The sequence below is a fragment of the Rhodococcus sp. IEGM 1306 genome (assembly GCF_036541985.1).
Lineage (GTDB): Bacteria > Actinomycetota > Actinomycetes > Mycobacteriales > Mycobacteriaceae > Rhodococcus_F > Rhodococcus_F qingshengii.
Map to the genome: position 1 here is coordinate 164,937 of NZ_JAZHFF010000001.1, position 20,042 is coordinate 184,978.

24 protein-coding genes and 1 tRNA gene are annotated in these 20,042 nt (G+C 63.1%); 18 read left to right on the plus strand and 7 right to left on the minus strand.

The window, feature by feature from the left end:
- Positions 1–98: 98 nt before the first annotated feature.
- Genes V3587_RS00870 through V3587_RS00905 form a run of 8 tightly spaced genes read left to right on the plus strand, consistent with a single transcriptional unit; the run spans position 99 to position 7,074 of the window.
- Positions 99–941, plus strand: coding sequence for a BtpA/SgcQ family protein (locus V3587_RS00870; RefSeq protein WP_003940276.1), 843 nt, complete (start codon positions 99–101; stop codon positions 939–941).
- 2 nt (positions 942–943) lie between these two features.
- Positions 944–1,843 carry a carbohydrate kinase family protein gene (locus V3587_RS00875; RefSeq protein WP_209921895.1) on the plus strand — a complete coding sequence of 300 codons (900 nt, stop codon included), beginning with the start codon at positions 944–946 and terminating at the stop codon, positions 1,841–1,843.
- The gene (locus tag V3587_RS00880; protein WP_019745494.1) at positions 1,840–2,847 is read left to right on the plus strand and encodes a substrate-binding domain-containing protein; all 1,008 of its coding nucleotides are present in this window, start codon (positions 1,840–1,842) and stop codon (positions 2,845–2,847) included. Before V3587_RS00875 ends, V3587_RS00880 begins: the two co-directional genes overlap by 4 nt.
- A 2-nt stretch (positions 2,848–2,849) precedes the next feature.
- A complete protein-coding gene (locus tag V3587_RS00885) occupies positions 2,850–3,620 on the plus strand; it encodes an ATP-binding cassette domain-containing protein (protein ID WP_003939830.1) in 771 nt (256 codons plus the stop codon).
- Entirely contained in the window at positions 3,617–4,660 is a 1,044-nt protein-coding gene (locus V3587_RS00890; RefSeq protein WP_283376019.1) for an ABC transporter permease, read from the plus strand. Before V3587_RS00885 ends, V3587_RS00890 begins: the two co-directional genes overlap by 4 nt.
- Positions 4,615–5,706, plus strand: coding sequence for a phosphotriesterase family protein (locus V3587_RS00895; RefSeq protein ID WP_283376020.1), 1,092 nt, complete (start codon positions 4,615–4,617; stop codon positions 5,704–5,706). The genes V3587_RS00890 and V3587_RS00895 overlap by 46 nt, the downstream gene beginning before the upstream one ends.
- A complete protein-coding gene (locus V3587_RS00900) occupies positions 5,699–6,451 on the plus strand; it encodes a glutamine amidotransferase (protein ID WP_283376021.1) in 753 nt (250 codons plus the stop codon). The genes V3587_RS00895 and V3587_RS00900 overlap by 8 nt, the downstream gene beginning before the upstream one ends.
- Positions 6,448–7,074, plus strand: coding sequence for a TenA family protein (locus V3587_RS00905; protein WP_042446961.1), 627 nt, complete (start codon positions 6,448–6,450; stop codon positions 7,072–7,074). Before V3587_RS00900 ends, V3587_RS00905 begins: the two co-directional genes overlap by 4 nt.
- 97 nt (positions 7,075–7,171) lie before the next feature.
- On the opposite strand, the gene V3587_RS00910 is transcribed toward V3587_RS00905, so the two are convergent.
- Both V3587_RS00910 and V3587_RS00915 read right to left on the minus strand, forming a co-directional pair.
- Positions 7,172–7,245: transfer RNA gene (locus tag V3587_RS00910), tRNA-Met, on the minus strand.
- A gap of 53 nt (positions 7,246–7,298) precedes the next feature.
- Positions 7,299–8,009, minus strand: coding sequence for a FadR/GntR family transcriptional regulator (locus V3587_RS00915; protein WP_030536564.1), 711 nt, complete (start codon positions 8,007–8,009; stop codon positions 7,299–7,301).
- Between the two features lie 98 nt (positions 8,010–8,107).
- On the opposite strand from V3587_RS00915, the gene V3587_RS00920 reads away from it, so the two are divergent.
- From V3587_RS00920 to V3587_RS00935, 4 genes are read left to right on the plus strand one after another with little or no spacing between them, the layout of a single operon-like run.
- Positions 8,108–8,857, plus strand: a complete 750-nt coding sequence (locus V3587_RS00920; protein ID WP_003940529.1) for a (Fe-S)-binding protein — start codon at positions 8,108–8,110, stop codon at positions 8,855–8,857.
- Positions 8,854–10,374 (plus strand): LutB/LldF family L-lactate oxidation iron-sulfur protein, encoded by a 1,521-nt coding sequence (locus tag V3587_RS00925; RefSeq protein WP_283376022.1) that lies wholly within the window; start codon positions 8,854–8,856, stop codon positions 10,372–10,374. The genes V3587_RS00920 and V3587_RS00925 overlap by 4 nt, the downstream gene beginning before the upstream one ends.
- A complete protein-coding gene (locus V3587_RS00930; protein ID WP_162114551.1) occupies positions 10,371–10,997 on the plus strand; it encodes a LutC/YkgG family protein in 627 nt (208 codons plus the stop codon). The genes V3587_RS00925 and V3587_RS00930 overlap by 4 nt, the downstream gene beginning before the upstream one ends.
- Positions 10,998–11,055: 58 nt before the next feature.
- Positions 11,056–11,871: a mycofactocin-coupled SDR family oxidoreductase gene (locus V3587_RS00935; protein WP_230815157.1), complete on the plus strand. Its 816-nt coding sequence runs from the start codon at positions 11,056–11,058 to the stop codon at positions 11,869–11,871.
- Positions 11,872–11,877: 6 nt separating this feature from the next.
- Here the strand turns inward: V3587_RS00935 and V3587_RS00940 are convergent, their stop codons facing one another.
- Together V3587_RS00940 and V3587_RS00945 are read right to left on the minus strand one after the other, a co-directional pair.
- The gene (locus V3587_RS00940; RefSeq protein WP_003940076.1) at positions 11,878–12,516 is read right to left on the minus strand and encodes an LON peptidase substrate-binding domain-containing protein; all 639 of its coding nucleotides are present in this window, start codon (positions 12,514–12,516) and stop codon (positions 11,878–11,880) included.
- Positions 12,516–12,992 (minus strand): DUF309 domain-containing protein, encoded by a 477-nt coding sequence (locus tag V3587_RS00945; protein ID WP_003940372.1) that lies wholly within the window; start codon positions 12,990–12,992, stop codon positions 12,516–12,518. The genes V3587_RS00940 and V3587_RS00945 overlap by 1 nt, the downstream gene beginning before the upstream one ends.
- A 140-nt stretch (positions 12,993–13,132) precedes the next feature.
- On the opposite strand from V3587_RS00945, the gene V3587_RS00950 reads away from it, so the two are divergent.
- Both V3587_RS00950 and V3587_RS00955 read left to right on the plus strand, forming a co-directional pair.
- Positions 13,133–13,477, plus strand: coding sequence for a YciI family protein (locus V3587_RS00950; protein WP_003939718.1), 345 nt, complete (start codon positions 13,133–13,135; stop codon positions 13,475–13,477).
- A gap of 6 nt (positions 13,478–13,483) precedes the next feature.
- Entirely contained in the window at positions 13,484–14,725 is a 1,242-nt protein-coding gene (locus V3587_RS00955; protein ID WP_209921890.1) for an RNA polymerase sigma factor, read from the plus strand.
- Between the two features lie 7 nt (positions 14,726–14,732).
- Here the strand turns inward: V3587_RS00955 and V3587_RS00960 are convergent, their stop codons facing one another.
- Positions 14,733–15,311 carry a DUF7822 domain-containing protein gene (locus V3587_RS00960; protein WP_228401359.1) on the minus strand — a complete coding sequence of 193 codons (579 nt, stop codon included), beginning with the start codon at positions 15,309–15,311 and terminating at the stop codon, positions 14,733–14,735.
- Positions 15,312–15,346: 35 nt separating this feature from the next.
- The gene (locus tag V3587_RS00965; protein ID WP_228401358.1) at positions 15,347–15,946 is read right to left on the minus strand and encodes a TetR/AcrR family transcriptional regulator; all 600 of its coding nucleotides are present in this window, start codon (positions 15,944–15,946) and stop codon (positions 15,347–15,349) included.
- Between the two features lie 140 nt (positions 15,947–16,086).
- Between V3587_RS00965 and V3587_RS00970 the strand changes: the two genes are divergently transcribed.
- From V3587_RS00970 to V3587_RS00980, 3 genes are all read left to right on the plus strand, one after another.
- Positions 16,087–17,232: an acyl-CoA dehydrogenase family protein gene (locus V3587_RS00970; RefSeq protein WP_007730036.1), complete on the plus strand. Its 1,146-nt coding sequence runs from the start codon at positions 16,087–16,089 to the stop codon at positions 17,230–17,232.
- 73 nt (positions 17,233–17,305) lie between these two features.
- Positions 17,306–18,067: an SDR family NAD(P)-dependent oxidoreductase gene (locus V3587_RS00975; RefSeq protein ID WP_003939707.1), complete on the plus strand. Its 762-nt coding sequence runs from the start codon at positions 17,306–17,308 to the stop codon at positions 18,065–18,067.
- Between the two features lie 97 nt (positions 18,068–18,164).
- A complete protein-coding gene (locus V3587_RS00980; protein WP_007730038.1) occupies positions 18,165–18,812 on the plus strand; it encodes a TetR/AcrR family transcriptional regulator in 648 nt (215 codons plus the stop codon).
- A gap of 2 nt (positions 18,813–18,814) precedes the next feature.
- On the opposite strand, the gene V3587_RS00985 is transcribed toward V3587_RS00980, so the two are convergent.
- A complete protein-coding gene (locus tag V3587_RS00985; RefSeq protein WP_003940411.1) occupies positions 18,815–19,276 on the minus strand; it encodes an SRPBCC family protein in 462 nt (153 codons plus the stop codon).
- 89 nt (positions 19,277–19,365) lie between these two features.
- Here V3587_RS00985 and V3587_RS00990 point away from each other — a divergent pair, with 89 nt between their 5' ends.
- The gene (locus tag V3587_RS00990) at positions 19,366–19,992 is read left to right on the plus strand and encodes a TetR/AcrR family transcriptional regulator (RefSeq protein WP_030536574.1); all 627 of its coding nucleotides are present in this window, start codon (positions 19,366–19,368) and stop codon (positions 19,990–19,992) included.
- Positions 19,993–20,042 lie beyond the last annotated feature (50 nt).

Here is a 20,042-nt window from a genome sequence, read left to right on the forward strand (position 1 = left end):
ATAACCTGCTAATTCATCAAGGCAATCGATTACATCGTGTGCAGATCTTGTGCATGGACATACAGCGCAAATCTTGCGCATGGAATGGGGTAGCTGAAGTGACCGCATCACCGCTCGGAGTCTTTCCGCCCAAGCCCTCGGCGCTGGCAGAGATGTTCACCGGCACGCCATCTCTCATCGGGGCCATTCACCTCCCGGCCCTGCCGGGCAGCCCGCACTACACCGGGCAGCCGGTTTCGGAAATTGCTCGCTTCGCCGTCGAGGAAGCACACGCGTATGTCGACAACGGTTTCGACGGTGTGATCGTCGAAAATCACTGGGACATACCGTTCCTCAAGCCCGGCGAACACGGATACGAAACCGCCGCCAGCATGGGAGTCATCACGGCAGCGGTGGTCGGCGAGTTCGGCAAGGCGGTCGGCGTCAGCATCCTGTCCAACGCCGGCGAGTGCGGAGTGGCCGCAGCGTGGGCGGCAGGCGCGAGTTTTGTGCGTGTCAATCAGTGGGCAAATGCCTACATTGCCAATGAGGGATTCATCGAGGGTCAGGCGGCCAAGACGACGCGCTTCCGCCATCGCATCGGCGCCGACCCGGTCCGGATCTTCGCTGACGTGCACGTCAAACACGGTGCGCATGCCATTGTCGCGGACCGCACTGTCGCGGAACAGACCGAAGACGCCGAGTTCTTCGACGCAGATGTTCTGATCGCGACGGGTTCGCGCACCGGTGACGCCGCTTCGGTCGACGAGGTTTCCGTGATCCGAGACAACACCGTTCTTCCGGTGATCATCGGCTCCGGCATCACGGCTGCCAATGTCGCAGCGCTGATGAAGGAATGCGACGGCGCGATAGTTGCATCCTCGGTGAAGGACAATGGACGCTGGTGGGGACGGGTCGCAGGCGAGAAGGTCCGCGAACTGTCCCGGGCCGCAGGAAAGTAACCATGATTGTCTTTTGTGGATACGCCAACAACGATGTGACGGTACATGTCCCACACGTACCGGTACTCGGTGAGCGCGTTCAGGCAACGGCCATCAGTCAGATCGACGGTGGAATGAATGCAAATGCTGCGGTATCCGCGGCCAGAATGGGCGCGCAAGTGATCTTTGCCGGTGCCGTGGGCCCGGACGCGCGGTCCACCGAGTTTCTCGAAGCCCTCGAGGCAGATGGCGTCGACACCAGTTGGTCGCCGCGAGATGCGTTCCTGTCGACGGCAGTTGTTCTCATCGCGCAGGACGGCGATCGCTCCATCATCAGCCAGGACGACCCGAACGATGCCGAACGCATCGGAGTTGTCGTCACCCGATTGGCGGCTGCCGGCGGTGGACGACTGTTCCTCGACGGATACCGTGCGGTCTTCCTCCCGGATGAATTACCGGGAAGCGTAAGTCTGGTAATCGATCTGGACGGTTGTGAAAACAAAGCCGCGGCACTGCGCGCGTTCGCTCTGGCCGACCACGTCGTCGTAGGGCGTGCCCTGTGGGAAGGCGAGTTCGGGATCGGTTTCGACCAGTGGCAGACTCTGGCCGCCGAGCACAACACGCACCTGCTGGTGACCGACGGCTCGCGAGGTTGGACACTGGCCACACCGGACGGCGAGGTGACGAGCGAACCGGCAGTAGTGGTCGACGTCGTCGATGCCGTCGGGGCCGGTGATTGCTTCGGCGGTACGTACATCGCTTTTGTCGACGCCGGGCGCTCACCGGTGGACGCCGCACGACTCGCCGGGGCATCGGCTGCATTGGCTTGCGCCACCGCAGGCCCCCGCGGATGCCCCACCCGAGATGAATTGGACAGCTTCACAGCAACATTGACCCCTCACACCCTTTTGGAGACTCGATGATGAAACGTGCATTGCCTCTGGCGCTGGGAGCTGCAGTCGCGCTCACGCTCACCGCTTGTGACTCGGCTTCGTCGAGTGACTCGAAGGACGCATCGGGGGGCTCGTCCATCCCGCAGCCGACCCGGGTCGCCGAAAGCTGTGACGGGACGAACGGCAAGCTCAAGGTCGGTCTGGTGACCATCAACCTCCAGGCGCTGTACTTCAACCAGATCAACAATGCCGCGAAGAACGTCGCGGACAAGGCAGGCGTCGACCTGCAGATCATCAGCGGCAACGACGATTCCGTCGCGCAGGCCAACGCCTTCGACAATCTGATCGCCGCCGGAGTCGACGCGATCATCGTCGATGCAATCGACACGGACGGAATCAAGCCGTCGGTGGTCAAGGCCAAGAACGCGGGCATCCCCGTCGTCGCGGTCGACGCGACCATCGACGATCCGGCACTGTCGACTCAGGTCGGTACAGCCAACGCCGAGGGCGGTGCCAAGATCGGAAACACCTTGGCCGACGTCGCGAACAACACCGGAACGGTCGGTATCGTCGGCGCGCTCAACAGCACTGTTCAGTTGGAGCGGCAGAAGGGCTTCACGGAGACCGTGACCGGCCGCGGAATGACCGTCGGCACCGTCGTGGACGGACGTAACATTCAGGAGAACGCACAGACCGCAGCGGAGAACCTGCTGACCGGCGGTGGCGACATGAAGTACGTCTACGCAACCGGTGAGCCGGCACTGATCGGTCTCGTCGCGGCGGTCAACAGTCAGAAGGCGCAGGATCGCATCGAAGCAGTCGGTTGGGATCTTTCGGATCAGGCGGTAGGCGGACTCAAAGCCGGTTGGCTTAAAGGCGTGGTCCAGCAGAACACCTTCGAATTCGGCCATGAGGCAATGAATTCGGCAATCGACCTGGCTTGCGGACGCGGCGCTCCGGCAAACATCCCGGTTCCCACCCAGATCGTGACCCCGGAGAACGTGGCCGACTACATGTACTACTTGGAGAAGTAATCATGGCACCTCCACTGATCGAACTCTCGGGCATCACCAAGTCGTACGGACCGGTGAAGTCCCTTCAAGGAGTGGACCTTCGGCTGGCGAAGGGTGAAGTACTCGGAGTGGTCGGCGACAACGGCGCCGGTAAGTCCACTCTGATGAAGATTCTCGCCGGTGCGGTTCAGCACGACGGCGGCGAAATGCGCGTCAACGGTGAACCAGTGCGCTTTTCGACGCCTCTCGACGCCCAGCAGAAAAAGATCGGAATCGTCTACCAGGATCTGGCTCTGTGCGACACGCTGGATGTCGCCAGCAACCTGTTCCTCGGCAGAGAACCGCGAAAAGGCCCCTTCCTCGACCGGCATGCCATGCACGAGAAGGCGGCTCACATTCTCGCCGACCTGCATGTCAAGGTGAAGTCGACCTACCAGGAGATCGGGCAACTGTCCGGCGGACAGCGGCAAACCGTCGCGATCGCCCGCGCAGTCTCCTTCCGCCCAGACGTACTGATCCTCGACGAGCCCACCGCAGCGCTTGCCGTCGCCGAGGTCGAGTCGGTGCTCAAGCTGATCACGGACGTCGCAGCGGCCGGCGTGGGCGTCATTCTCGTGACACACCGCCTGCAGGACCTGTTCCGCGTGTGTGACCGAATCACGGTCATGTACGAGGGGCAGAGTGTCGACGACGTTCCGATCGGCGACCTCAACATCGAGTCCCTCGTCGGACTCATCACTCGAACTCCGGTGCCGCAACGGACATCGGCAGCAACACAGGGAGCCACGGCATGACCACTCTCGAGAAGATCCAGGCGCCGATCGAGCGCAAGCTCGCCGCGAAACCCTCCTTGTGGGACAGCGTCAACAAGCCCACCCTCGCGATGCTGGCGGTGACAGTTGCCGTCGCAGCCGTCTTCTCGGCGACCACGTCGTCGTTCCTGACATTCACGAACCTGTCGAACCTGGCAACCCAGATCGCTCCGGTTCTGATCATCGCGGTGGCGATGACTTTCGTGATCACGGCAGGTCAGATCGACCTGTCCGTCGGTGCGATCGTCGCGTTCGTCGCGGCGATGAGTGCCGAGCTTATCCAGGCCGGCGTCGATTCGTCCCTGGTCTTCGTCGCCGCCCCGGTGATGGGTGCGGCCTGGGGCCTGGTCAACGGATGGCTCGCTGCCTATCAGGGCATTCCGCCGTTCATCGTGACTCTGGCGACGATGTCCGTCATTCGCGGTATCGCGCTGTATCGGACCGAAGGATTCTCCGTTCCGGTTCCGGCCGACACTTACTTCGCGAAGCTCGGAACTGCTGAGTTCCTCGGGTTCTCCGCCAGCGCCTGGATTGCTCTCGTCGTCGTGGTCATCGGAGCAATTGCGCTCAACCGCATGCGCTTCGGGCGCTACGTCACCGGTATCGGCTCCAACGTCGAATCCGTGCGACGGTCCGGCGTCAACACGCGTCGTGTGCTCATGATGACGCTCGTCTTCACCGGCTTGGCTGCCGGTATCGCGGGACTGCTGATCGCGGCTCGACTGGGCTCGGGTTCGGCCAACTCCGCAACGGGATTCGAGCTCACGGTGATCACCGCGGTGGTTCTCGGTGGCACCAATCTCTTCGGCGGTCGCGGCACCGTGATCGGTACCGTCATCGGCGCCGTCCTGACCGGAATCATCGCGAACGGATTGACCCTGCTCGGCGTGAGCCCGTTCCTGACGCCGATCATCACCGGTGTCGTTCTGCTACTGGCCATCTGGATCAACATGCGCGGACACACGCTGAGCGCGCTGTGGCGACACCTGCAGTCCGCACCGTCGGGGCCTGCACGCTCATGAGCAAGGTTCGTACCGTCACGGGAACCGTGGACAGCTCGGAACTCGGACTGGTTCTCCCACACGAACATCTGCACAACGACGTCACCGGTGCGTACACCGAGGCCCCGGATCCGGTTGTGGCGCAGCGGTTGGCTGGTCCGGTACGCGCCGAGGATGCCTGGCTTCTTCACGACAATCCGTACTACAGTCTCGACAATTGTCGAGTCGACGACGGATCGGCCGTGGTGGAAGACCTTGCGGACTTCGCCCGCCTCGGTGGTCGGACGATCGTCGATCTGACACCGCCGGGACTGGGCCGGGCACCGGAGAGGTTGGCTGAGTTCTCGCGAAAGTCAGACGTGCGAGTGATCATGGGTTCAGGGTGGTACCTCGAGACGACCCATCCGGTCGAGGTCCACGAACTCGGTGTTGATGACCTGGCGGGTTCGCTCGTCGAGGAGTTCGATCCGGCAAAGGTATTGGCTCCTGGCGTGATCGGGGAGATCGGCGTCTCTCCGCTCTTCACTCAGAACGAGGCGAAAGCGTTGCGGGCGGCGTGCATCGCCCAGCGCGAGGTGGACGTGCCCCTGTTCGTCCACCTTCCGGGCTGGCAGCGCGTGGGACATCACGTCGTCGACATCGTGGTCGACGAGATGGGCGTCGATCCGCAAGCAGTGGTGCTGTGCCACATGGACCCGTCCGGACACGACGCCGACTACCAACGATCGCTCGCCGACCGCGGTGTCTTTCTCGAGTTCGACATGATCGGGATGCCTTTCGATTTCCCCGGCGAGGGTCTTTCTCCGCATCCGGCGGAAACAGCCACTGCGGTAGCCGGATTGGTCACCTCCGGTCACGCATCACAGCTCCTGCTCAGTCACGACCTCTTCCTCAAATCAATGCTCAGAAAGCACGGCGGAAACGGATTCTCCTACGTACCACTCGCCTTCGCCGCCCGATTGGTGCGCGCAGGCGTAGATCCCCAGCAAGTGTCCGCACTGATGCGAGACAACCCGAGGTCGCTCTTCGAGCAGGCCGCGAAAGGAAACAGAAGCAGTCATGGGTAAACGAGTACTGATCGCCGGCGAGAGCTGGATGACGACGTCGACGCACGTCAAGGGCGTCGACGAGTTCAGTGTCCATTCCTACGTCGAGGGTGTCGGTCCGCTTCGGGATGCGCTCACCTCACGTGGCCACGACGTGACACACATGCCCGCACACCTGGTGCCGACGCAGTTCCCCGGTACCGCAGAAGCGTTGTCCCAGTTCGACGTCGTCGTTCTCTCCGACATCGGAGCGAACTCGCTGCAGCTGGCTCCCGGCGTGTTCGACCAGTTCCGCGCCGGCGAGGATCGTCTTGTCGCGCTACGTGACTGGGTGAACGCCGGAGGCTCACTGATGATGATCGGTGGTTACCTCTCGTTCTCCGGGTTCCAGGCGCGAGCAGCTTTCCGCCAGACCGCGATCGCCGAGGTACTGCCCGTGACGATGCTGGCCGAGGACGATCGCGTCGAGACACCGGCCGGGATCGTTCCCACCGTCGTCGATGCTGCTCACCCGGCTCTCGGTGGTGCCGGCGATTCCTGGCCGGCGCTCCTGGGATACAACCGCGTCGTCGCGAAGGACGGTGCCGTGGTTCCCGCCACCATCAACGGCGAACCGCTTGTCGCTGCCGGTGAATACGGCGCCGGACGGTCGATCGTCTTCACCTCGGACTGCTCGCCGCACTGGGCTCCGCCGGAGTTCTGTGAGCAGTGGACCGGATACACCGACCTGTTCGACGGCTTGATCAGTTGGGTCGCCGGCGAATGAGTCGCTCCTCAGACCTGCTCGCGCGGCAGCAGAGTAATCTCGCTGCCGCGCGGGCGGTTCCATTCATCGAGGACACCATCGGCGGGACGTTGAGTGATGAGGGATTCCGCCGGTACCTCGTGATCGAAGAGGCATTCGTACTGACGGCCGTCAAGGTGTTGGGGTTGGTGGTCGCCGAATCCCCGACGCTCGACGACGCGCTCGACCACGTGACGTCGATGTCGAACCTGGTGGGCGAGCAGCGCGAGTATTTCGCGCAGTTGCGTTCCCGCTTCCCGTACGAGGGGGACGCAGCGGCGCTGGTCGAGGAGTCGGCCGTGCTGTCCACGCACGCCTTGGCCCTCGCTCGCGAAGAGGGCAGGGCGGCGGCGCTGGTGGGCATGTACGCCGCGGAAACCCTGTATCTGTCGTGGTGCCGGGAGGCGGCGGCAGTGAAGGTAGATCGCGAACCAGCGTTGCAGGACTGGGTGGACATGCATGTCGCTCCGCCGTTCGTGTCTCAGGTGGCGGTGCTGGCGTGCGAGGTGGACGCCATGCCCGAGTCCGTCACCGACGAGGACCTGGATCGGTGGTTCTCCGGCATGCTGGTCGCAGAGATCGATTTTCACAACGTGGTGGTGTGAACCACTGCTGTGCGCCTTTATTAACCCCCGGCGGTTAATAAAGGCGCACAGCAAAAGGCCCGTAGGTCGCTTTCGCAACCTACGGGCCTCTTCTTTGTAGCGGGGACAGGATTTGAACCTGCGACCTCTGGGTTATGAGCCCAGCGAGCTACCGAGCTGCTCCACCCCGCGTCGGTGTGAAACCAACAGTACACGACTTCTGGAGGCGCAATTACCACCCCCTGTCACCGGCTGGAGTGCGCGCTTTCCGAGTAGTAACCGCGGATGTGTCCGACTATGCGCTGACGTGCGAGTTCGCCGTCACCCGCGTTGACCGCATCCACCAATCCTCGGTGTTCGTCACGCAGTCGCATGCAGGTGCTCGGCCAGCTGTCGATCTGGACGCCCGCGAGAACGTAGGCCTCGATGGACTCGCGCAGGCCGGTCATCATGGCTGCGATCACCTGATTGCCCGCCGCGTCGGCGAGCGCCACGTGGAACTGTGCGTCGAGTAGCAAGAATTCCTCGGCCGAGAGAGCTGCGTCCTCCATCGAGTCGAGCAGTTCGACGGCCGCGCGAAGGTCGGGCGTCGGAGTCCGCGATGCCAGGGATTGCATCACCTCGGATTCGAGAACGAGTCGTGTCTTCACCACATCCGAGACCGGAAAGCCCTGTGCTGCAACCTGCATCCGCATCAGCATGGTCATGCCGCCGGTCGGTTTGGCGACGATCATCGCGCCGGACGTCGGGCCGGATCCAGTCTGCGCCTTGAGGAGGCCGAGTGCTTCCATGACCCGCAACGCTTCTCGGACCGATGACCGTCCGACGCCCAACTCTGCTGCCAGAATTCTCTCTCCCGGCAGGCGCTGGCCAGGAGACACCTCGCCTGAAACGAGCCGACGTTCGAGGTGGCTCAGTACTTGTTCCCACGCTCGCGGGCTCGGCTCGGTCGGCATGAGGCAAGAGCATAACCGGGAGGACGCCGTTTATGGGGTGGCCTGTCCGGGGATGTATTACTGTGGTCAGACCACACCGACAGATTGCGGGGAACCACATGCGAGTAGCGCTGTTCGCCACCTGCATCGGGGACACGATGTTTCCCGACGCCGTCAAGGCCACCGCCCTCCTGCTCACCCGTCTCGGGCACGACGTCGTGTTTCCGTCCGGGCAGACTTGCTGCGGGCAGATGCACGTCAATACCGGCTATCAGCCGGGCGCACTACCGCTGGTCGCGAACTACGCCGATACCTTCGGTGATGCGTCGATCGACGCGGTTGTCGCACCATCGGGGTCGTGCGTCGGCTCGGTCCGTCATCAACACGAGATCGTCGCCGAGCGCTACGGCACCGCGTCGCTGTGTGGACAGGTGCAGACCGTGAAGGCAAAGACGTACGAGCTTTCCGAATTCCTCGTGGACGTTCTCGGGGTCACCGATGTGGGCGCGTACTTCCCGCACCGGGTCACCTATCACCCGACCTGTCACTCACTGCGCATGTTGAGGGTGGGGGACAAGCCACTTCAGTTGCTGCGCAACGTCCGCGACATCGATCTGGTCGAACTCCCCGAAGCAGATTCCTGCTGTGGATTCGGCGGCACCTTCGCCATCAAGAATGCGGAGACTTCGACGGCCATGCTGGCGGACAAGATTCGCCACGTTGCGGACACCGGCGCCGAATTCTGCAGCGCCGGAGACTCGTCCTGCCTCATGCACATCGGCGGCGGTATGTCGCGACTGCAGATGGGCGCCAAGACCATCCACCTCGCGGAGATTCTGGCGTCGGTGGAAAGCCGGGTGCACGCATGAGCGCTGTGACGCTGGGTCTGCCAAGCTTCCCGCCGAGGTCGCCCGAGGGTGCAGGGTTCCTGCGAGGTACTGAGAAATTCCCCGTCGCAGCACATCACGAGCTGGCCAACGCGCAACTGCGACGCAATATCGGCAAGGCGACGCACACCATCCGTGCCAAGCGCATCAACGTGACTGGAGAGCTTCCCGATTGGGAAGACCTGCGTGATGCGGGTTCGGCGATCAAGGCCGACGTCATGGCGCGGTTGCCGGAACTGCTCGAACAGTTCGAAGCTGCAGTCATCGCGCGCGGTGGGCAGGTGCATTGGGCGGCGGATGCCAACGAGGCCAACGCCATTGTGACCGAACTCGTCAAAGCCACCGGCTCCGACGAGGTCATCAAGGTCAAGTCGATGGCCACGCAGGAGATCGGTCTCAATGAGCATCTCGAAGCCCACGGAATCACCGCCTACGAGACCGATCTCGCGGAATTGATCGTCCAACTCGGCCATGACAAACCGTCGCACATCCTGGTTCCCGCGATCCATCGCAACAGGTCCGAGATTCGGGAGATATTCCTTCGTGAGATGCCAGATGTCGATCCGAACCTCGGGGAGAACCCGGCCGAACTTGCCGCTGCTGCACGAAAGTTTCTGCGCCACAAGTTCATGACGACGCCGGTCGCCGTCTCCGGCGCCAATTTCGGCATCGCGGACACGGGCACTCTGACCGTCGTGGAGTCGGAGGGCAACGGGCGAATGTGCCTGACGCTGCCGAAAACACTGATCACCGTGATGGGCATCGAGAAGATTCTGCCGACGTATCAGGATCTGGAGGTCTTCCTGCAACTGCTGCCGCGGTCCTCGACGGGGGAGCGGATGAACCCGTACACCTCCATGTGGACCGGCGTCACGCCCGACGACGGTCCACAGGAGTTCCACCTGGTCCTCCTCGACAACGGTCGGACTGCCGCGCTTGCCGACAAGATCGGGAGGGAAGCCCTGAGCTGCATACGGTGCTCGGCGTGTCTGAACGTGTGCCCGGTCTACGAGCGCACCGGCGGTCACGCCTACGGATCGACCTATCCGGGACCGATCGGCGCGGTGCTGACTCCGCAGCTCGCGGGCATGCATGGCAAAGACGATCCCAACTCGACGCTTCCCTTTGCCTCGAGTCTGTGCGGTGCGTGCTTCGACGCCTGCCCGGTCAAGATCGACATACCCTCGCTGCTCGTCGAATTGCGGCACCAGAAGGTCGAGCAATCCGGTATCACGGCAGAGTCTTTGGCGATGAAAGCCGCCTCTCTGGCGATGTCGACCGAGGGCCGGTGGACGTTGGCTCAGAAAGCTGCCGGGCTCGGACGCGTCGTGGCCGGCAGGAAAGGGAAGATCTCTACGTTGCCACCTCCATTGAACGGTTGGACAGCTGCCAGAGACATTCCCGCACCGCCCAAGCAGACCTTCCGATCCTGGTGGGACTCCGACGAAGGCCGCGCGGCATTGGACGAGGCTCGTCGTGACGGGAAGGCGGACAGATGAATTCACGTGACGTGGTGCTCGGACGCATTCGTGATGCCATCACCTTGGCGCCCGCCCGCGAAGGCGAGATACCGCGAAACTACCGGACTGGCAGAACCATGTCCGACGAGGAACTCATCGATTTGTTCGTCGACCGTCTGGTGGACTACAAGGCGCACGTTCACCATTGCGCTGCAACAGAAATCGCTGAGGCCGTCGCCGGAATACTGAGAGAGCACGGACTACACACTCTGGGGATCCCCGCCGGCCTCGACCGATCATGGGTGGCCGGATTCGACGGAACGCTGGTGGTGGACAGCCCGGACGTACCGGCTCCTGAACTCGAGAACCTCGACGCCGTTGTCACCGGCTCGAAGGTAGCGTGCGCCGAAACCGGCACCATCTTCCTCGACGCCGGTCCATCACAGGGACGCCGTGCGTTGACACTGGTACCGGACACACACATCTGCGTCGTGTATCGCAGCAGTGTGGAAGTGGGAGTGCCGGAGGCGATTGCGAAGCTGACACCGGAGCGCCCCACCACCATGATCAGCGGCCCGTCGGCGACCTCCGACATCGAACTCGAGCGCGTCGAAGGTGTCCATGGTCCGAGGAATCTTCACGTCGTCATCGTCGACGGTTGATTCCCGTCGAGCGGGAACTCGGAGGCAGCGGGCCACATCAGCGTCTAACGTCCCGGCCATGACACAACTGTTGGCAGGCAAGGTCGTTTTCATCACCGGTGCAGCGCGGGGTCAGGGACGCAATCACGCGATTCGACTCGCGCAGGAAGGTGCAGACGTCATCGCTGTCGACGTGTGCGCGTCGGTGTCCGAAGACGTGGGTTACGCGGCCGCGACTGAAGCCGACCTCGACGAAACGGCTCGTCTCGTGCGAGCGGAGGGGCGCGAGATCGTCACCGCTGTAGCGGACGTCCGTGACCTCGAGGCGCTGCGGGCGGCGGTGGCGTCGGGCGTCGACAAGTTCGGTCGCCTCGACGTCGTGATTGCCAATGCGGGCATCGCTACGTGGAACCGTTTCTGGGAGATGCCTGAAGAACAGTGGTCGACGCTGGTGGACATCAATCTCAATGGTGTCTGGCGCACGATGACAGCTGCGGTTCCTGCAATGATCGAAGCCGGCAACGGTGGTTCCATCGTGATTGTGAGCAGTGCTGCCGGCGTCGCCGAAGCGCCCGGCTGCGCGCACTACTCGGCGGCCAAGCACGGCCTCGTGGGTTTGGCTCGTACTGCTGCAACGGAATTGGGAAGCTTCGACATTCGAGTCAACAGCATTCATCCGGGGGCCGTGGAGACCGAGATGGGCAATGACCCCAACGTCGGCAAGGTACTCACGGCGCACCCGGAGTACATGAATTCCTACAAGTGGCCGCTCACCTCGGTCCCGCGCACGACGGTCGAGGACATCTCCAATGCCGTGGTCTACCTCGCGACAGACCTATCCCGCGCCGTCACCGGGACGAAGATCGTCATCGACATGGGTCAGACGATGGCCTAGCTCACCTCAAAGCAGATTGAACTGCGCCACCTCGATGGTGTTCTCGACTGCCTCCGAGAGGGTGCGGATACGCTCGTCGGCGCCTGGCGCGGTCAGTATCGCCAGGCGATCGGCGTCGCCCATCGGAATGCTTCGCGCCAGGGCATACAGCCGAGAACCCAACGGATCCAAGGGATCAGGTGGGACGGGCATTCGTGGGGTCTGTTCGCCGGCCCGTAGTGCGAGCTTTCCCAACATTCCGTACATGAACTCTATGCGCTCGAGGAGTGAGTCGTATTCGTAGGCGGTGACGGGTGTTCCGTTGTTCTCGTCCGGCCACAGTTCGACCTCGGCAAGTGGGTAGGGATCGTCCGGCAGCCAGCGATTGACCCGGATGCGGTCTTCGGTCCGGCAATACAACTGATACCGCCCGGCACCCATGGCGACATGAGACTCGATCCGAGCCAGAGTGCCGACGTCGTGACGTGATTCGCCGCCACCGACCTCGTGGCCACGAGCGATGAGCACTACTCCGAACAGTGGGCCGTCGGCAGCTTCGAGAACGTTCTCGACCAGTGCGCGATACCGAGGTTCGAAGATGTTCAGGGGCAACACCTCACCCGGTAGCAAAGCGGAGCCGAGCGGAAACATGGGGAAGATGGGCATCAGGGGATTCTCAACCTCGGAATCGGAGGGGCGGGGAAATCGCCGGGGCGATCGATTTCGGCGAGCAGGTGTTCGGACCACGTCAGTAGACCGGGGATGTCGAGGCCGTGCGGACTCTCGACCTCGTAGTGCCTGATGCGGTCGTGACCCTGGCCGAGGAGTGAGACGGCGCCGGTGTTGTTGCCCCGAAGCAGATGGGTGAGCCCGACGGCCAACTGAGCCAGTCCCTGCCACAGGTCACGTTCCTCGGGCGGCGCGCTTTTCCACGTTCCTTCGAGAATCTCGTGTGCGTGGAAAGGCATGCCGTGGTCGAGGAGGCGCTGCGCCTCGGTGATCGACTCGTCTGGTGGCAGGCGTACATCGTCCGGAATGCGCGGGACACCGCCCGCTGCGTCGCGTGGCAGTGGACGGCCGAGCCCGTCGCGGGGCCGCGAATTGAGGGGCTTCCCAGCGGCGTCCCGGTCGCGTTCGGTCATACACTCAGCCTAACGGCAGCGCCTCGGCCGAACTCGCCAAAAGTTTTTTCGAGTCGCCTGTCGATTCCGGGGAGAACCGTTCGTCGTCATGTTGTAAGGCAAGAAAGCCGCAAGAAAAACAACAGACCAAGGAGTCAGTCATGAAGTACATGTTGCTCATCTACACCGCACCCGGCGGAGACACCGAACCCCAGTGCACGTTCGAGGACTGGCAGCAATACGACAAGGAAATGAAGGATGCCGGGATCTGGGTGTCCGGCGATGCCCTCGCCGACCTGACGACTACGACGACGGTTCGGGTCTCGCAGTCCGGAGAAAAGACCGTCACCGACGGACCCTTCGCAGAAACCCGTGAAATCCTCGGCGGCTACGACGTCATCGACGTTCCCGATCTGGATGCGGCGCTTTCATGGGCCGCGCGGTGCCCCGGCGCGCGCGACGGCGGCAGCGTCGAGGTGCGTCCACTGGCCGGGTTCGGGGACTGATTCGCCGTGGACGAGCAGGCCGAGAACTCCATCGAGTCAGTGTTCCGGGAGGAACGCGGACGACTCTTGGCCTCGCTCGTCCGCCGCTTCGGTGATCTGGATCTGGCCGAGGAAGTCACCTCCGAAGCCGTCGAGGCCGCGTTGGTGCACTGGCCCGTGGACGGAGTGCCGGCTAAACCCGGCGCCTGGCTGCTGACCACGGCGCGTCGTAAAGCCGTCGACAGGCTTCGTCGTGATCAGGCCTATGCGGCGCGATTGGCGGTGATGCAGGTGGACGCCGATCGTGCCGACCCGGCGCCGCCCACGGTCGACGGAGAACTTCCCGACGAGCGGTTGCAGCTGTTCTTCACCTGCTCGCACCCAGCGCTGGCCGAGGACGACCGAATCGCACTCACCTTGCGTTGCCTCGGCGGGTTGACGACGCCCGAAGTCGCTCGGGCCTTCCTCGTTCCTTCGGCGACGATGGCGCAGCGGATCGTGCGCGCGAAGAAGAAAATCCGTCAGGCTCGGATTCCCTTCCGCACTCCCAGCGCCGAAGAACTCCCGGAACGTTTGCCCGGTGTTCTGCAGGTGATCTACTCGGTGTTCACCGAGGGGTACGCAGCGAGTTCGGGTCCGGATCTGCAACGCGTAGACCTGGCGGTGGAGGCGATCAGGCTGGCGAGGATCTTGCGCGCATTGCTTCCCGATGAGCGCGAGATCGCCGGGTTGCTTGCATTGATGCTTCTCGTCCACGCGCGTCGGGATGCCCGTACCGACGCCGCCGGCGGGATCGTGCTCCTCGAAGACCAGGATCGCGGGTGTTGGGACCAGCCGATGATCGAGGAAGGCAGCGACCTCGTCGTAGTCGCGTTGACCAGGGGAGCGCCGGGGCCGTACGGGGTGCAGGCCGCCATCGCCGCATTGCATGACGAGGCCGCAGATGTGGAGAGCACCGACTGGCCGCAGATCTGCGCGCTCTACGGAGTGCTTCTCACGTTGACGCCTTCGCCCGTCGTCGCAGTCAACAGGGCAGTGGCGCTGGCGATGCGCGACGGCGAGGAAGTCGGGCTGACTGCGCTGGAGGAACTGGCAGCGGAGCCCAAACTTGCCGACTACCATCCGTATCACCTTGCACGAGCCGAACTACTTGCTCGGTTGGGGCGCACCGACGCAGCGGCATCCGCGTACCGACAAGCTCTGAAACTCGTTGGTACGGAACCGGAGCGGGCCTACCTGGAGCGTCGGTTGGGTGAGATCTCGGACTGATCGGCTCCTATCGAGGGACGTCGAGATCGAAGTACAGGGTCTCGGACCAGTAACCGAGGCCGAGCTCGCGTAGCGGTTCCTCGACGCTCTCCTGAGTCGGCGTGAACAGTCGCTCCCAGAAGCTTGGCTTGACGGGTGCGAGCGTGGCCAGCGCCGCCTCCATCTCGGCGTCGATGTCCGCCAGACCGGTCATCAGGGCCGTGCCCTGTTCGGCGAACGGTTCGTCGTCCATGTCGAAGATCTCGCCGCACTCGAGGACGAAGTAGTGGTCGGGTTCGGTGTGGCTGTGCAGGAAACGCAGCGCATCGCCGGCCATCGTGCCGAGTGCGGGGTGATCGATGCGGCCGAGGAAGTCTTCGAACCGGGCGATACCAGGACCACAGGGCGCGGTGACCGCGATCAGGTCGGGGGTGTCGTCCCAGATGATCGACTGTTGGGCGAAGGGATTCACGGACACAAGGATCCTCGGGACCAGCGGTATCGCGTACGACCACTCCGAGATTCCTTTGAGTCCACGGGTGCGAGCGGCAGCCGGATTCTCATGCGGGGCAACAGGGGTCGAGTAGAGATAGGTGCGGTTGGCCACTGGCCGAGTCCTTTCTGCGGTCGGTGTCACCTGATTCAGGCGGCGCCCACCATCCTCAATGCCAGGTCTCCGTACAGTTTTCCGATGTCTTCCGGATTCGTGTAATTGCCGGCTGGGAACCAGCGGCACACGTCGACGCACAGGGACATCAAGGCGAGGGTGACGCCTTCGGCATCGGGGATCGTGAAGTCGCCCGACTGCACGCCGGCGTCGACAACCTCCCGGACCACCCGCGTCGTGTTGCGGCGAAGAGCGACGACGGTTCGGTAGTGCTCTGGTGTGAGGGCAGTGAGTTCGTACTGGACAACGCGAGCGAGTGAATGGTGCCCGGCCTGCCAACTGGCGAAGGTGCTGATCAGTTCCTGCAAACGAACGGACGGTTCTTCACCCGGGCGGTCGGCGCCCTCGACCACTTTCAACGCTTCGGTGTGGCCTTCGAAGCTGATCGCGAAAAGCAGCTCTTCTTTCGAGCGGTAGTGCGGGTACATGGCGGCGGGACTCATGTCGAGTCGCGCGGCGATGTCACGGGTGGTGGTGCCGCCGTAGCCGGCAGAGGCAAAAGCGTCCACGGCTGCCGCGCGGATACGGGCCGCAGCTTTGGAGGGGCTGATCACCACGTCAGGTGAATCGCTCACGGTTTCCTCCAGGTGTGACGGATTTCGATGTTGACAATATCCCGCTCTCGATTCACTATAAGCAGGTGCTTAGATTCTAAGCGAATGCTTAGGAACATCGTTACGTGTGGCTTTGCCACGCCGAAAGGAAGCAACTCGTCATGCGTCGCACTCTGTACGGACCCGATCACGAGGCATTTCGCGAATCTGCTCGCGAATTCGTCAACCGGAACATCCTTCCGGTCGCAGAGAAGCTGATCGACCAGCGCTTCATCGATCGTGAAATCTGGCTCGAAGCGGGACGCAACGGCTTCCTCGGACTCGAGGTTCCGGAGGCGTACGGCGGAAGCGAAGCCGGCGACTACCGCTTCAACGCGGTTCTGGCCGAAGAGCTCTCGCGCGCCAGTGCAGCTGTTGCCTCGAGCTTCGGCATTCACGCCGACGTCGTTGCTCCCTACCTCGTTCAGCTCACCACCGAAGAGCAGAAGCAGCGTTGGCTGCCCAAGTTCTGCACCGGTGAGATGCTGACGGCCATCGGCATGACCGAGCCTTCCGGTGGATCCGACCTCGCCTCGCTCAAGACCACTGCGGTCAAGGACGGCGACGACTGGATCATCAACGGCTCCAAGACCTTCATCACCAACGGCTACAACGCCGACCTCGTGATCGTGGCGGCTCGGACCAGTCCCGAGAAGAAGTCCAAGGGCATCACCCTCTTTGCCGTCGAGACCGGCATGGAAGGCTTCGAGCGCGGACGCAAGCTCGACAAGGTCGGCCAGCACGAGTCCGATACCGCCGAACTGTTCTTCGAGAACGTTCGCGTGCCGTCCACCAACATCATCGGTGAGATCGACCGCGGCTTCATCCACATGATGGAAATGCTGCCGCAGGAGCGCGTCGGCGCTGCGGTGTCCAACATCGCGCACGCCGCTCCGATCCTCGAAGAGACGCTGCAATATGCCAAGGACCGCAAGGCTTTCGGTCAGCCGATCGGCTCGTTGCAGTGGAACAAATTCCTTCTCGCGGATCTCGTCACCCGCATCGAGGTCACCCAGGCCTACGTCGACAACTGCGTCGCGGCACACGCTGCCGGCGAGCTGACCGCCATCGACGCCGCCAAGGCTAAGTGGTGGACCGCGCAGGTGCAGAACGAGGTCCTCGATCACTGCGTTCAGTTGCACGGTGGCTACGGCTTCATGACCGAGTACCGCGCCGCTCGCGCGTGGATGGACGCCCGCGTCACCAAGATCTGGGCCGGATCCAACGAGATCATGAAGGAACTCATCGGCCGCGATCTCGGCCTGTAATTTCGCAACTGCAGTCGATACGTCACTGCAACCGCCACTTCCCGAACCCGACGACATAGGAGCATCACCGCGCATGTCTGTTCTCGACAAGTTCTCTCTGACCGATCGAGTGGTCATCGTGACCGGTGCGTCGTCGGGCCTCGGGGTGGCGTTTGCGAAAGCCGCAGCAGAGGCCGGCGCGGACGTCGTCCTCGCTGCTCGCCGCGTCGACAAGCTCGAAGACACGGCCAAGCTCGTGCGTGACGCAGGCCGCGAAGCATTGTGCGTGGCCACCGACATCGTCGATCCGGCTCAGGCTCAGAACATGGTCGACGCCGCGATGGAGAAGTTCGGCCGCGTGGACGTGCTGGTCAACAATGCCGGCGTCGGAACTGCCGTTCCGGCGACCCGCGAGACCCCGGACCAGTTCCGCGCCGTCATCGACATCAACCTCAATGGGTCCTACTGGGCAGCGCAGGCCTGCGGCCGCGTCATGCTCCCGGGCAGCTCCATCGTCAACATCTCGAGCATTCTCGGATTGACGACCGCCGGACTCCCGCAGGCCGCCTATGCGGCGAGCAAGGCAGGCGTCGTCGGATTGACCCGCGACCTCGCACAGCAGTGGGGAACGCGCAAGGGCATTCGCGTCAACGCGATCGCGCCCGGCTTCTTCAAGTCGGAAATGACGGACCAATACAACGACGGTTACTTGGACGCGATGGCTCCGCGCCTGATCCTCGGCCGCATGGGCGATCCGGAAGAGCTCGCGGCCACCATGGTGTGGCTCGCGTCCGAGGCCGGCGGATACGTCACCGGTCAGACCATCGCCGTCGACGGAGGAATCACCATCACCTGACGCCGATGCCGAGATGTCGCCGGCTTTGCCGTATAAGTAGCTGGTGACCTCTCGCGCCGAACCTCAGGAGAACTGGGAAGACCGTCCGCCACCATCCATGGCTGCGACGGAGCTTCTGCGTGACCTGCCGGTGACTGCCCGCGGCGTCCGGACCAGGGCTTCTCTGGTCGCAGCGGCTCGAACGGTGTTCGAGCGCGCAGGGTATCTCGACGCCCGTCTCACGGACATCACCAAGGAAGCGAACTGCTCCACCGGCACGTTCTACACCTACTTCGACAACAAAGAGCAGATCTTCGCCGCAGTTCTCGACGTCGCGCAGGAAGACATGCTGCACCCAGGCATGGGACGGGTCCGCGACGTCGACAATCCGTATGCGGTCCTCGAATCGAGCAACCGTGCCTACCTGACGGCTTTTCGCCGCAACGCCAAACTGATGGGTCTGCTCGAGCAGGTATCGCACATCGATCCGGCCTTCGCGAAACTGCGTCGGGACCGAGCCGAGACCTTCATTTCTCGTAATGCCCGAGCCATCGAACGCTTGCAAGCAGCTGGCAAGGCAGACGCCTCGTTGGACCCGCTGTTGGCTTCCCGAGCACTGTCGGCGATGGTGAGCCGTCTTGCCTACAGTTCATTCGTCTCCGAGGAACCTGGCGCCGACGGCAACCCCGTCCCGTTCGAGGACGTCGTCAAGACGGCTACTCAGGTGTGGGCCAACGCGCTGGGACTCGAAGGCGACCGCGGGTAGTTTCAGCCTTCGCCGCGGGCCGCGAACTGCTCCTCGAGGCTGTGGCGCAGTGTTTCCTCGCTGTTCTTGACAGCGTTTTCGACGAACGGCCCGATCAATCGGCCGAGTGCCTTGCCGGCAATGCCGCCGGGCAGTTTGTAGGCGAAGTCGACGGAAAGCTCGGTCTTGGAATCGTCGATCGCAGCGAACTCCCACGTGGACGAGTTGGATACACCGCCGAGCGAGGACAGCTTGATGATCCGATTCTTCTCCCACTCGGTGACCTCGAGTTTGGAGCGCAACGTGCTCGGCCCGATCTGCATGGCCGCGTCGAACGTGGCGCCGAGTCCCTGATCGAACTCTCCGAACGGGGTGAACTCGGAAACACCGAACATCCACGTCGGGACATTGCGGTAGTTGTCGATGTAGTCGAAGGCGACATCAACCGGCACGGCAGCAACCGCGGTGTGGCGAACATGGATCATGACTGGTCCCTGTCTTTCGGTGAACACCGACTCTAACCAATGGCTCCGACGTGTTCGGCGGCGGCGCAAGAGCGATCTACGGTATCGGTATGACGAACGAGCTTCCGGTACGCGGGTCCTGGCGCGATTACGAAGACCTGGGACTACCGAAACCGCTCGCTGCGGCGTTGGAGGCGTTCGTCGAGCAGGGCTATCACGGGACTTCGATCCGTGACGTCGCGTCGCGGTCCGGGCTGTCGGTGCCGGGGCTCTACCACCACTACCCGTCCAAGCAGGCTCTGCTGATCGGTCTGGCGACCGTTGTGATGACGGAGTTGTTGGAGCGAAGCCGCGCCGCCGAACTCGATGCCGGGGACGATCCCTCTGATCGCTTCGACGCGGTGATCGAATCTCTGTTGCGGTTCCACATGTTTCGACGCGAGCAGTCGTTCGTCGCCTCCTCCGAGATCCGCAGCATGGAGCCCGACAGCCGGGCTGGTTACATCGCCCAGCGCGACGAACAGCAGAAGCAGGTGGACCGGATCGTCCTCGACGGCGTCGCTTCGGGAGTGTTCGAGGCCGACCATCCCGAGGACGCCAGCAGAGCCGTGGTGACGATGTGCGTCGCCGTCGCGGTCTGGTACCGACCGGACGGTGAGTTGTCTCCGGACGAGTTGGTGGAGAGGTATTTGGAGATAGCGAGGCGCATGGTGGGGGCGAAGCGGGTGGGGGAGTGACTGTGGGGGCGAAGCGGGTGGGGGAGTGACTGTGGGGGCGAAGCGGGTGG

What these genes read in the sequence shown, in the direction of transcription:
- V3587_RS00885 (WP_003939830.1), top strand. Translation starts at nt 2,850, where the DNA reads ATGGCACCTCCACTGATCGAACTCTCGGGCATCACCAAGTCGTACGGA.
- V3587_RS00920 (WP_003940529.1), top strand. Translation starts at nt 8,108, where the DNA reads ATGCGAGTAGCGCTGTTCGCCACCTGCATCGGGGACACGATGTTTCCC.
- V3587_RS00940 (WP_003940076.1), bottom strand. Translation starts at nt 12,516, where the DNA reads ATGCCCATCTTCCCCATGTTTCCGCTCGGCTCCGCTTTGCTACCGGGT.
- V3587_RS00985 (WP_003940411.1), bottom strand. Translation starts at nt 19,276, where the DNA reads ATGATCCATGTTCGCCACACCGCGGTTGCTGCCGTGCCGGTTGATGTC.
- V3587_RS00980 (WP_007730038.1), top strand. Translation starts at nt 18,165, where the DNA reads ATGGCTGCGACGGAGCTTCTGCGTGACCTGCCGGTGACTGCCCGCGGC.
- V3587_RS00975 (WP_003939707.1), top strand. Translation starts at nt 17,306, where the DNA reads ATGTCTGTTCTCGACAAGTTCTCTCTGACCGATCGAGTGGTCATCGTG.
- V3587_RS00970 (WP_007730036.1), top strand. Translation starts at nt 16,087, where the DNA reads ATGCGTCGCACTCTGTACGGACCCGATCACGAGGCATTTCGCGAATCT.
- V3587_RS00890 (WP_283376019.1), top strand. Translation starts at nt 3,617, where the DNA reads ATGACCACTCTCGAGAAGATCCAGGCGCCGATCGAGCGCAAGCTCGCC.
- V3587_RS00905 (WP_042446961.1), top strand. Translation starts at nt 6,448, where the DNA reads ATGAGTCGCTCCTCAGACCTGCTCGCGCGGCAGCAGAGTAATCTCGCT.
- V3587_RS00875 (WP_209921895.1), top strand. Translation starts at nt 944, where the DNA reads ATGATTGTCTTTTGTGGATACGCCAACAACGATGTGACGGTACATGTC.
- V3587_RS00925 (WP_283376022.1), top strand. Translation starts at nt 8,854, where the DNA reads ATGAGCGCTGTGACGCTGGGTCTGCCAAGCTTCCCGCCGAGGTCGCCC.
- V3587_RS00950 (WP_003939718.1), top strand. Translation starts at nt 13,133, where the DNA reads ATGAAGTACATGTTGCTCATCTACACCGCACCCGGCGGAGACACCGAA.
- V3587_RS00930 (WP_162114551.1), top strand. Translation starts at nt 10,371, where the DNA reads ATGAATTCACGTGACGTGGTGCTCGGACGCATTCGTGATGCCATCACC.
- V3587_RS00945 (WP_003940372.1), bottom strand. Translation starts at nt 12,992, where the DNA reads ATGACCGAACGCGACCGGGACGCCGCTGGGAAGCCCCTCAATTCGCGG.
- V3587_RS00915 (WP_030536564.1), bottom strand. Translation starts at nt 8,009, where the DNA reads ATGCCGACCGAGCCGAGCCCGCGAGCGTGGGAACAAGTACTGAGCCAC.
- V3587_RS00990 (WP_030536574.1), top strand. Translation starts at nt 19,366, where the DNA reads ATGACGAACGAGCTTCCGGTACGCGGGTCCTGGCGCGATTACGAAGAC.
- V3587_RS00935 (WP_230815157.1), top strand. Translation starts at nt 11,056, where the DNA reads ATGACACAACTGTTGGCAGGCAAGGTCGTTTTCATCACCGGTGCAGCG.
- V3587_RS00880 (WP_019745494.1), top strand. Translation starts at nt 1,840, where the DNA reads ATGATGAAACGTGCATTGCCTCTGGCGCTGGGAGCTGCAGTCGCGCTC.
- V3587_RS00900 (WP_283376021.1), top strand. Translation starts at nt 5,699, where the DNA reads ATGGGTAAACGAGTACTGATCGCCGGCGAGAGCTGGATGACGACGTCG.